This is a genomic window from Streptomyces anatolicus, assembly GCF_019400875.1.
In the GTDB taxonomy this organism is placed as follows: domain Bacteria; phylum Actinomycetota; class Actinomycetes; order Streptomycetales; family Streptomycetaceae; genus Streptomyces; species Streptomyces anatolicus.
The window spans coordinates 1-9,562 of sequence record NZ_WMBF01000240.1; the positions used below are offsets into that span (position 1 = coordinate 1).

General features: G+C 71.6%; 9 protein-coding genes. 7 read left to right on the top strand and 2 right to left on the bottom strand.

Going from position 1 to position 9,562, the window contains the following annotated elements:
• Positions 1-196 precede the first annotated feature (196 nt).
• From GKQ77_RS20435 to GKQ77_RS20455, 5 genes are read left to right on the top strand one after another with little or no spacing between them, the layout of a single operon-like run.
• Positions 197-1,069 carry a class I SAM-dependent methyltransferase gene (locus tag GKQ77_RS20435; protein WP_308117730.1) on the top strand — a complete coding sequence of 291 codons (873 nt, stop codon included), beginning with the start codon at positions 197-199 and terminating at the stop codon, positions 1,067-1,069.
• 28 nt (positions 1,070-1,097) lie between these two features.
• Positions 1,098-1,754: a TetR/AcrR family transcriptional regulator gene (locus tag GKQ77_RS20440; protein WP_219690367.1), complete on the top strand. Its 657-nt coding sequence runs from the start codon at positions 1,098-1,100 to the stop codon at positions 1,752-1,754.
• On the top strand, positions 1,751-2,332 hold the full coding sequence (locus GKQ77_RS20445) for a DUF2867 domain-containing protein (RefSeq protein WP_219690368.1): 582 nt from the start codon (positions 1,751-1,753) through the stop codon (positions 2,330-2,332). The genes GKQ77_RS20440 and GKQ77_RS20445 overlap by 4 nt, the downstream gene beginning before the upstream one ends.
• A 10-nt stretch (positions 2,333-2,342) precedes the next feature.
• Positions 2,343-3,212: a helix-turn-helix domain-containing protein gene (locus GKQ77_RS20450; RefSeq protein ID WP_219690369.1), complete on the top strand. Its 870-nt coding sequence runs from the start codon at positions 2,343-2,345 to the stop codon at positions 3,210-3,212.
• 27 nt (positions 3,213-3,239) lie between these two features.
• Positions 3,240-4,052 (top strand): alpha/beta fold hydrolase, encoded by an 813-nt coding sequence (locus GKQ77_RS20455; RefSeq protein ID WP_219690370.1) that lies wholly within the window; start codon positions 3,240-3,242, stop codon positions 4,050-4,052.
• Between the two features lie 11 nt (positions 4,053-4,063).
• On the opposite strand, the gene GKQ77_RS20460 is transcribed toward GKQ77_RS20455, so the two are convergent.
• Both GKQ77_RS20460 and GKQ77_RS20465 read right to left on the bottom strand, forming a co-directional pair.
• Positions 4,064-5,062, bottom strand: coding sequence for a TIGR03842 family LLM class F420-dependent oxidoreductase (locus GKQ77_RS20460; RefSeq protein WP_219690371.1), 999 nt, complete (start codon positions 5,060-5,062; stop codon positions 4,064-4,066).
• 124 nt (positions 5,063-5,186) lie between these two features.
• Positions 5,187-5,783, bottom strand: a complete 597-nt coding sequence (locus GKQ77_RS20465) for a TetR/AcrR family transcriptional regulator (RefSeq protein ID WP_219690372.1) — start codon at positions 5,781-5,783, stop codon at positions 5,187-5,189.
• Positions 5,784-5,831: 48 nt separating this feature from the next.
• On the opposite strand from GKQ77_RS20465, the gene GKQ77_RS20470 reads away from it, so the two are divergent.
• Both GKQ77_RS20470 and GKQ77_RS20475 read left to right on the top strand, forming a co-directional pair.
• The gene (locus GKQ77_RS20470) at positions 5,832-6,377 is read left to right on the top strand and encodes a GNAT family N-acetyltransferase (protein ID WP_219690375.1); all 546 of its coding nucleotides are present in this window, start codon (positions 5,832-5,834) and stop codon (positions 6,375-6,377) included.
• A gap of 317 nt (positions 6,378-6,694) precedes the next feature.
• Positions 6,695-9,037 (top strand): Orn/Lys/Arg family decarboxylase, encoded by a 2,343-nt coding sequence (locus tag GKQ77_RS20475; RefSeq protein WP_219690373.1) that lies wholly within the window; start codon positions 6,695-6,697, stop codon positions 9,035-9,037.
• Positions 9,038-9,562 lie beyond the last annotated feature (525 nt).

Here is a 9,562-nt window from a genome sequence, read left to right on the forward strand (position 1 = left end):
CTGTGCACCCTAGCCCCCGCCACTGACAACGGCGTCCCTCCGGCGGACCACTCCCTCGCTACTCCCCCGGCAGTACTCCCGCCGCGGTCCGCCCCCGGCGGCGCAGCGCCAACTCCCTTCGTCCGTACGACGACCGCACGTGCCCGTACGGCGAGCATCGGCACCGCAAGCACCCGCGATCCGAAGGAGCCCCACAGTGAACGCACGTCCCAACGCCCGGCAGGAAGAGATCTGGAACGGCCCGATCGGCCGCCACTGGGCCGAGCAGCAGGACCGCTACGACGCGATGAGCAGCGGCCTGAACGACCGGCTCTTCAGGGCCGCGGCCATCGGCGACGGCGACCGCGTCCTGGACATCGGCTGCGGCGCGGGCGACCTCACCCGGACGGCGGCGCGCCTGGCGGGCCGTGGTCACGCGGTCGGGGTGGACATCTCGGCGCCGCTGCTCGAACGGGCGCGTGCCCGCACCTCGGCCGAAGGCGTCAAGAACGTCACGTACGAGAAGGCCGACGCCCAGACGCACGTCTTTCCGGCGGGCGGATACGACGTGGCGATCAGCAGGGGCGGGGTGATGTTCTTCGCCGACCACGCCGCGGCCTTCAGCAACATCGCCCGCGCACTGCGCCCCGGCGGGCGCCTCGCCTTCGCCTGCCCGCAAGCCGTGGGCTCCGGCGGTGAGGAGGCACAGGCGTTCGGGCTCCTCGCGAAGCTGCTCGCGGAGAGTGACGGCGAGGGGAGCGGCAGCGGCAGCGGGGACGGTGACGCCGTGGACCACGCCGCCGACCGGGCCGACGCCCACGCCGCGATGGCCTCCCTCTCCGACCCGGACCGCATCCGCGAGGCGCTCGTCGCCTTCGACGACGTGACGGTGACACCGCTGCCCATCAGGACGTACTGGGGCGAGACCCCCGCAGACGCCGTCGACTTCATGCTGTCCCGCCCGCCGGGCCGCACCGTCGCGGCGGACAGGCGGGCCGCCTTGGAGGACGTCTTCCGCCCCTACGCGACCGACACCGGGGTCCGCATGCGGGCCTCGGTCTGGCTGGTGACGGCCGTACGGCAGGCATGATCCATGCGGCGTCAGGTAACATACATACATGCATGTAGGTGCTGAACGAGTCACCCAAGCGGACCGGCGCGCCCGCACGCGCGGCGCGCTCCTGGAATCGGCCGCGCGGGGCCTGTCCCGCTACGGCTACGGAAACCTCGTACTGGAACAGGTGGCGCGCGAGGCGGGCTACACCCGCGGCGCGCTCTACCACCAGTTCAAGGACAAGCAGGACCTCACCCTTGCCGTGATCCGGTGGATCGGCGAGACCTGGCTGGAGGCGGTCGAACCGCTCATCGATCGGGAGCGGGAGCCCGTGGCGGCCCTGCTCACCCTGGCGCGCGGCCACGCCGTCTACTGCCGGCGCAGCGGCGCACGGGTGGCGACCGCGCTCCGCCTGGAATTCAGCGGCCAGGACCACCCCGTCGGCCATGAGATCGAGCAGACGTACGAAAGTCTCGTCGTACGCTGCGAAGGTCTCATCGCCGCCGCGCGGGACGCGGGCACGCTCCCGCCCGGCCCGCCGGTCCGCACGCTCGCGCTGGCCTTCGTCGGCGCGCTCGACGGCACGGTGATCGCCCTTGCCGGGCAGGAGCCCCACGACGAGCTGCTCACGGTCCGCGCCGTCGCGGGTGTCCTCGGGGTCGACCCCTCCATGCACTCACCCACTGAGCGCACGACCGACAAGACGGAGGCACCCTCATGAGGCTCCCGAACACCGCGCACACGTCACAGCCCTGGCGGATCCACGAGATCACCCGGGACTTCCGCCTGTACGACGTGTGGGCGCTGCCGACGCCCGGCGGGCCCGACGACTTCCCGCTGCTGATCCAGGACACCGTGGGGGGCGACACGGCGGAGAGCCCGTCCTGGATCGCCCGCACCCTCTTCGCGATCCGCTGGCAGCTCGGGAAGATCTTCGGCTGGGACAACCCGGACTCCGGTGTCGGGGCGCGCGTGGCGACGCTGCGCGACCGGCTCCCCGCGGACCTGCGCGAGGGCCCGACGGGACCGAAGTTCGAGAAGCTGCCCTTCAGCTCGGTCTATCTGACCGACGACGAGTGGGCCTCGGAGATGAGCAACCGGACCGTGCACGGGGTGATGCACCTGAGCTGGGTCCCCGACGGCAAGGGCGGCTACCGCGGGCAGATGGCCGTGCTGGTGAAGCCCAACGGATTCTTCGGGACGGCCTACATGGCCGCGATCGCCCCGTTCCGGCACCTGCTCGTCTACCCGCCGCTGATGCGGGAGATCGGCGAAACGTGGCGCTCGCACGCCCGGTAGCCTGAACCGCATGGGACCGGATCCGCTCGTCCTCGCCCCCGACCCGCTGCCCGGCTGGGAGGTCGCCCGCCCGCGCGGCGGTACGCCGTTCGACGGCGTGGACGTGGCCGGGTTCCGCGACCGGGACGCGCGCGGGTTCGACTCGTGGGTGCTTCCCCAGCCGACGGTGACGGTCGTCTTCGAGTTCGGCGGCGACACCCTCGCCGTCGAACAGGCCGAGGGTATGAAGGCGTTGGGGGGTCTCGCCGCAGGCATGACCCCCGGAGCGACCCGCATCCGGGGGCAGCGCGTCGACTGTGTCGAGGTCCGCCTCTCGCCCGTCGCGGCGTACGCGTCACTGGGCCTCTCCCCCGCCGACCGCGAGGGCCGCGTGATCGACCTCGCCGATCTGTGGGGGCGTCATGAGCGCTTGCTGCGCGAGCGGTTGGCGGCGACGGCGACGTGGGAGGGGCGCTTCGCCCTGATGAGCGCCTTCCTCGCCGAGCGGTTCGGTTCGGGCCCGCCGGTGGATCCCGAGGTGGCGGCCGCGTGGCGGCACATCGTCGCCCGGCGGGGCCGGGTGCGGGTCAATGACCTCGCGCAGTCATGTGGTTGGAGCCGCAAGCGGCTGTGGTCCCGGTTCGGCGCGCAGATCGGGCTGACTCCCAAGCGCGCCGCGATGCTCGTACGTTTCGACCATGCGGCGCGCGGCCTGTCGGCGGGCCGGGACCCCGCCGAGACAGCGGCAGCCTGCGGGTACGCCGACCAGTCCCATCTGCACCGCGACGTACGGGACTTCGCCGGGTGCACCCCGAGCGCGCTGGGCGCGGCGGCGGGCGCGCTGGGCACGCACGCGGGCTCGCTGGGCGCCACGGCGGAGGAACATTCGTCCAAGACGTGAGCCGCCGGGTCCGGCGACGGTGTGGGCATGCGGAACCACGATACGAAGAGCACCGAGGTGCACGTCACCGCGAGCGGCCCGCCGGACGCCCCCGCCCTGGTCCTGATCCACGGCCTCGCGGGCTCGACGGCCTGGTGGGAGCCGGTGACCCCGGCGCTGGCGCGGGCCCACCGCGTCCTGCGCGTCGACCTTCCCGGACACGGCAGGTCGGCGCCGCCGCCTCGGGGCGGATACGACATCCCCGCCCTGGCCCGCCGGGTCGCCGCGGCCCTGGACGGTCTGGGCGTGGCCCGGGCCGCCGTGGCCGGGCACTCGACGGGCGGCCTGGTGGGCACGGCCCTTGCCGAGCAACGGCCGGACCTGATCTCGGCGTTGGCGCTCATCAACACCGGCCCCAGCCCCGACGCGCGGCTCCCGCAGCCGTGGCCCGGCCGCCTCGCCACGGCGCCCGTGCTCGGGCGGTGGGTGTGGCGCGTACGGAACGACGCCGTGATCCGGCGGGGTCTGGACACCGCCGTCGGCCGAGAGACGGAGATCCCCCAGCGGATCGTCACGGAGGTGCGCGGCATGACCCACCGCACGGTCACCGCGACCTCACGGGAATCGCTCGCCTACCTGACCCAGCGCGAACTCCCCTCCCGGCTGGCGGAGTTGGAAGTCCCGCTGCTGGTGATCTTCGGGGCGCAGGACCGCCGATGGCAGCCCTCGTCCGCCGACCGCTACCGGGCCGTCCCCGGGCTGCGGCTGGAAATCCTCCCCGGCGTCGGCCACACCCCGATGCTGGAATCCCCGCTGCGGACCGCGGAGCTGCTGCTCGGGTTCACGTCGGCCCTCAGGTGAGACGCGAGCCCTCAGGTGAGACGCGGGATGACCGTCGCCCCGTACGCGTCGATGACCTCCTCCCGAGCGTCGTGCATCGCGTACACGGCGAACTGGTCGACACCCAACTCCCTCAGCTCTCGCAGCCGTTCGAGATGCGCCTCGACGGGCCCGAGGAGGCAGAAGCGGTCGACGATCTCGTCGGGCACGAAGGCGGTGTCCGGGTTCCCGGCGCGCCCGTGGTGGCTGTAGTCGTACCCCTCTCGCGCCTTGATGTACGCGGTGAGGGCCCGCGGCACCACCGAGGAGTCCTCGCCGTACCGGGCGACCAGATCGGCGACGTGGTTGCCGACCATCCCGCCGAACCACCGGCACTGCTCACGGGCGTGCGCGAGATCGTCGCCGACGTACGCGGGCGCGGCGACGCAGATCTTCACGTCGGCGGGGTCGCGCCCCGCCGCGGACGCCGCGTCCCGCACGGTCTTGACCATGTACTCGGTCAGGTAGGGGTCGGCGAGCTGGAGGATGAACCCGTCCGCCTTCTGCCCGGCGAGGGCGAGCGCCTTCGGGCCGTACGCCGCCATCCACACCGGCAGCTTCCCCTCCCGCACCCAGGGCAGCCGCAGCCGCTGACCGCCGACGTCCGCCTCGCGCCCCTCGGCGAGGTCGCGGATGACGTCGATCGCCTCACCGAGCCGGGCCAGCGTGTTCGGGCTGCGGCCCGCGACGCGCATCGCGGAGTCGCCGCGCCCGATGCCGCAGACGGTGCGGTTGCCGTACATGTCGTTGAGCGTGGCGAAGGTGGAGGCGGTGACCTCCCAGGTCCTGGTGCCCGGGTTGGTGACCATGGGGCCCACCGTCAGCCGCGTGGTGTGTTCGAGGATGCGGCTGTAGATGACGAACGGCTCCTGCCACAGGACCGCGGAGTCGAACGTCCAGCCGTAGCGGAAGCCGTTGCGCTCCGCGCGCCGCATGAGTCCGACGACCGCGGAGGCCGGCGGGTCGGTCTGCAGCACAAGTCCGAAATCCACAGCGGGGCCTCCTGGTGCACGTGCCTGCCGTTGCCTCGGAGCTGATCCGAGGAGGGGCAAAGGTGATCCGAGAAGGGACAATCGTGGACTTCCCCCCGGGCCTTGGCAAGAGGACGTCGCCGTGTCAGCCGCCGCGCGCGGGGGCGAGGGCGGCCAGATGGTCGTCGAGGAGTTCGATCTGGCGGCGCGGCGGGAACGCCGGAGCGTCGAGGAGGGCCTGCACCACGAGGCCGAGCGCGAACGCCTGGGCGCCGGCGGCGATGCGGTCCGGATCCCCGGGGGACAGTTCGCCGAGCCGCTGAGCCTCCACGATCAGGTCGCGCAGCTTGTCGCGGCCGCGCGCGTACTTGCGGGCGTGGTCGGCGCGCAGGCCGGGGTCGGCGAGCGCGGTGTCCCAGGAGGAGACCCAGATGCGGTTGCTGCCGGTGGCCTCCGGTGTCAGCGGCAGGATGTCGAGGAGGGCGGCCCGCACGGCGGACGTGCCGGGTCCCGCGGCGCGCCTGGGGCGGGCCTCGGTGCGCCGCTCCAGCAGGTCGAGGGCGTAAGCGACCAGGTCGCCCTTGGTGCGGAAGTAGTGGGTGAGCAGGCCGGTGGTGGCGCCCAGTTCGGCGGCGACGGCCCGCATCGTCAGGCCGCCGAAGCCGTGCGCGGCCAGGACCCGCCAGACCGCCTCGGAGACATCACGGCGGCGGGCCTCGTGATCGCCCTTGGTACGTGGCATGCTGCCACCGTACATAACCGTAACGCTTGTTGTGTGAATGGGGTTCTGATGTTCTCCCTCCCGCTGCGGGGCGACGCCCACCTGCGCCCTCTGGAGATCTGGCACGCCGAGGAGTTCGCCGCCCACCTCGACCGGGCGCGCGAGCACATCCGGCCGTGGGTGGGAAGCGGGTTCGTCACCGACGGCATCGAGGGCGCCCGGGGCACCCTGCGCCGGTACGCCGAGCGTCAGGCCGCGGACGGCGCCCGTCTCTACGGCATCTGGCTGGACGGCACGCTGGTCGGCGGCGTCATGTTCGTCGCCTTCGATGCGGCGGCGGGCTCGTGCGAGGTCGGCTGCTGGCTGGAGCCCGCCGCCGAGGGTCACGGCATGGTCACCGAGGCCTGCCGCGCGCTTTTGGACTGGGCGTTCACCGTCCGGGGCCTGCACCGCGCGGAGTGGCGCTGCCGGGCCGACAACGCCCGCAGCTCTGCGGTGGCCGAGCGGCTCGGCATGAGACTCGAAGGGGTGCAGCGCGAGGCCTGGCCCTATGACGGCACCCGCCACGACAAGCAGAACTGGGCGGTCATCGCCACGGAATGGCGGGCGCGCTAGGTTCTGTCGTCAAATGTCACGCCCACATCAGGAGTGAGGCGAGGGTGACAGCTGCTTCGTAGGACTGGGCGGCCTCCCCGGCTGCCTTGCCGGGCCCGGTTGCGGACCCGGTCGGCCCGCTCGGGGATCGTGTGGGTGATGCCGCGGTGGCGGAGCCAGGCGCGGATCGTTTTCGCGGAGGCGGGTCGGCGTACCCGTCGGAGTGAAGACGGCCCGACGTCGGTGTCGCTGCCCGCGGTCCGTCCGTTCCTCCTTCGGCTCCCCATGGAGTGCTGGTTGCACAGGGCAGGCGATACGCCGGACGTTTAAGGGGCACGATGGCAAACGGAACGGTTCTGTTCGCGGTACCAGGTGGCGCGAACAGCTCAAGCGCCGCGTCCGACCAACTTCACAGGATCGAGAAGGAGTTGGAGGCCATTGGGTTCGAGGTGCGGTGGGCGGCCACCGGCCCGCACGCCCAGGCGGTGCTCCAGACACAGGCGAACCTGGCCGCCGCGGTGGTGGCCTGGGACCTGCCCGTCGGCGAGACCGGGCCGGTCGATGCTCGCCTCTCGGACGTTGACGCGGATGACGCGCCGGGCGGCGGCGCGGTACTGCGCCTGATCGGCCGGCGCTTCCAGAAGCTGCCGGTCTTCCTGGTGACGGCCGAGGACGACATCGAAGGGCTGCCGCTGTGGGTAGCGGAGACAGTGATCGGCTACGTCTGGCCGCTGGAGGACACTCCGTCCTTCATCGCAGGACGGATCGCTCGCGCCGCCCGTGACTATCAGGAGGGAATGCTGCCACCGTTCTTCAAGGCGCTGCGCCGTTTCGACGACGCGCACGAGTACTCCTGGCACACTCCCGCCCACTCTGGTGGCATCGCGTTCCTCAAGTCGCCGGTCGGACGGGCCTTCCACGACTACTTCGGAGAGCGGCTGCTGCGGAGCGACCTGTCCATCTCGGTCGGGGAACTCGGCTCGCTGTTCGAACACACCGGACCGATCGGCGACGCCGAACGCAATGCGGCTCGGATTTTCGGCGCCGAGCGCACCTACTTCGTCCTGGGCGGCGACTCGACCTGCGATCGTATGGTCGGCCACTTCAGTGTCACCCAGGACGAGATCGCCCTCGTGGACCGCAACTGTCACAAGTCGGTGCTGCACGGGTTGATCCTCTCCGGTGCCCGGCCGGTGTACCTGGTGCCCACCCGCAACGGCTACGGGCTGGCCGGCCCGCTGCCTCCGTCCGAGATCGATGCCCGTGCCGTCGCCGAGCGGGTCGCGCGCAATCCGCTGACCGAGCGCGCCGTTTCGCCCCATGCCCAGTACGCGGTGCTGACCAACTCCACCTATGACGGCCTGTGCTACGACACCATCCAGGTGGCCGAGGCGCTCGCCCCGAGCACCCCACGCCTCCACTTCGACGAGGCGTGGTTCGCGTACGCCCGCTTCCACCCCCTCTACGCGCGGCGCTACGGCATGGCCGTGGATTCCGGTTCCTTCCCCGGCGCCGAGCGCCCCACCGTCTTCGCCACCCACTCCACGCACAAGCTCCTCGCCGCCCTGTCGCAGAGCGCCATGGTCCACGTACGGGAATCCCCGCGGGCGCCCGTGGCGCACGAGCGGTTCAACGAGACGTTCATGATGCACGGCACCACCTCGCCGCTGTATCCGATGATCGCCTCACTGGACGTGGCCGGGGCGATGATGGACGGTCCGCAGGGACACTGGCTGATCGACGAGGCGGTCACCGAGGCGATCCGTTTCCGTCAGGCCGTGGTGCGTACCGGCCGACGCATCGAGGACGCAGGCGACCGGCCCGCCTGGTTCTTCGGTGTCTGGCAGCCCGCTACGGTGACCGACCCGAGCAGCGGGGACACCATCCCCTTCGCCGACGCCTCCACCGAGGTACTCCGCTCCGACCCCTCCTGCTGGGAACTGGAACCCGGCGCCGCATGGCACGGCTTCCCTGACCTGACCCCGGGCTACTGCCAACTCGACCCGATCAAGGTCACTCTTACCTGCCCCGGCATGGACGCCACGGGACAGGTCGAGGACCGGGGAATCCCCGCCCGCGTGCTCACCTCCTACCTGGCCACCAGGAACATCGTGGTGGAGAAGACCGACAGCTACACCACGCTGATCCTCTTCTCCATGGGCATCACCAAGGGCAAGTGGGGGACCCTCCTCGACGCGCTGATGGACTTCAAGACGCTCTACGACCAGGAGGCCCCACTCGAACAGGTGCTGCCCGACGTCGTCGCCGCCCACCCCCAGCGCTACACCGGGCAGAGCCTGCCGGAACTGTGCCAGTCGATGCACGACCACCTGCGGCAGGCCCGCCTTGTCGAGCTGCTCGACGCCGCGTTCCAGAACCTGCCCAGGCCGGTCGACTCGCCCCAGACCTGCTACCGGCAACTGATCCGCGGGGGCACCGAACGCATCCCCCTGTCCGAGGCGGCCGACCGCGTCGCCGCCGCCATGATCACCGTCACGCCGCCCGGCATCCCCGTCCTGATGCCCGGCGAGGAGACGGGACCTCCCGAGGGGCCCCTGATGCGCTATCTGACGGCCCTGGAAACGTTCGACCGGCATTTTCCCGGCTTCCGCAGTGAAACGCACGGGGTCGTCGTCGATCCGCTCACCGAGAATTACCTCATCGAGTGCGTCCGTCGATGAGAGGAGACTGACACGGGGTACGGCGGCCTGACAGCACTGCAAGTGAACGTCAACTCCCGGCCGGGTACGGGGGCACCGCATCCCGGCATACGGGTCGGTGACCCCGTCCCCACAAGGTCTACCGCCTGACCAATCGCCCTCGGCCACTGCGTGGCCGAGACGCGGGGCCCCCGGGGGTTCAGGAAGCGGACGTCACCGCCGTCGGCGCTGTCCAGGCCGCAGATCGCTCGCGGGCACTCCGCGTCATGCCGTTCCGTCGCGCATGTGACGCCGGGCACCTGGGCCCGACTCACGCCACCGGCCCCCGCGGCATTGACCGCCCCGGCTCCAACCGGTCTCGTATGGAGGGCGGCCGGATTTCAGTGGTGGCCACCACGCTCAGTGGGCACGCATCCGCCAGGCACGGGCGAAGAGTTCGGGCAGGGGGCCGGCGACGGGCCGGGAGTAGACCTTGCGCCCGATGACCCGGACCCCGAGCAGCCCGGCCTTCCAGGTCTCCATCGGAGGGTAGAACTTGTCCCCGCC

Bases quoted from the DNA above. Each gene is read 5' to 3' on its own strand.
- GKQ77_RS20440 (WP_219690367.1), top strand. From the start codon at position 1,098: ATGCATGTAGGTGCTGAACGAGTCACCCAAGCGGACCGGCGCGCCCGC.
- GKQ77_RS20445 (WP_219690368.1), top strand. From the start codon at position 1,751: ATGAGGCTCCCGAACACCGCGCACACGTCACAGCCCTGGCGGATCCAC.
- GKQ77_RS20450 (WP_219690369.1), top strand. From the start codon at position 2,343: ATGGGACCGGATCCGCTCGTCCTCGCCCCCGACCCGCTGCCCGGCTGG.
- GKQ77_RS20455 (WP_219690370.1), top strand. From the start codon at position 3,240: ATGCGGAACCACGATACGAAGAGCACCGAGGTGCACGTCACCGCGAGC.
- GKQ77_RS20465 (WP_219690372.1), bottom strand. From the start codon at position 5,783: ATGCCACGTACCAAGGGCGATCACGAGGCCCGCCGCCGTGATGTCTCC.
- GKQ77_RS20470 (WP_219690375.1), top strand. From the start codon at position 5,832: ATGTTCTCCCTCCCGCTGCGGGGCGACGCCCACCTGCGCCCTCTGGAG.
- GKQ77_RS20475 (WP_219690373.1), top strand. From the start codon at position 6,695: ATGGCAAACGGAACGGTTCTGTTCGCGGTACCAGGTGGCGCGAACAGC.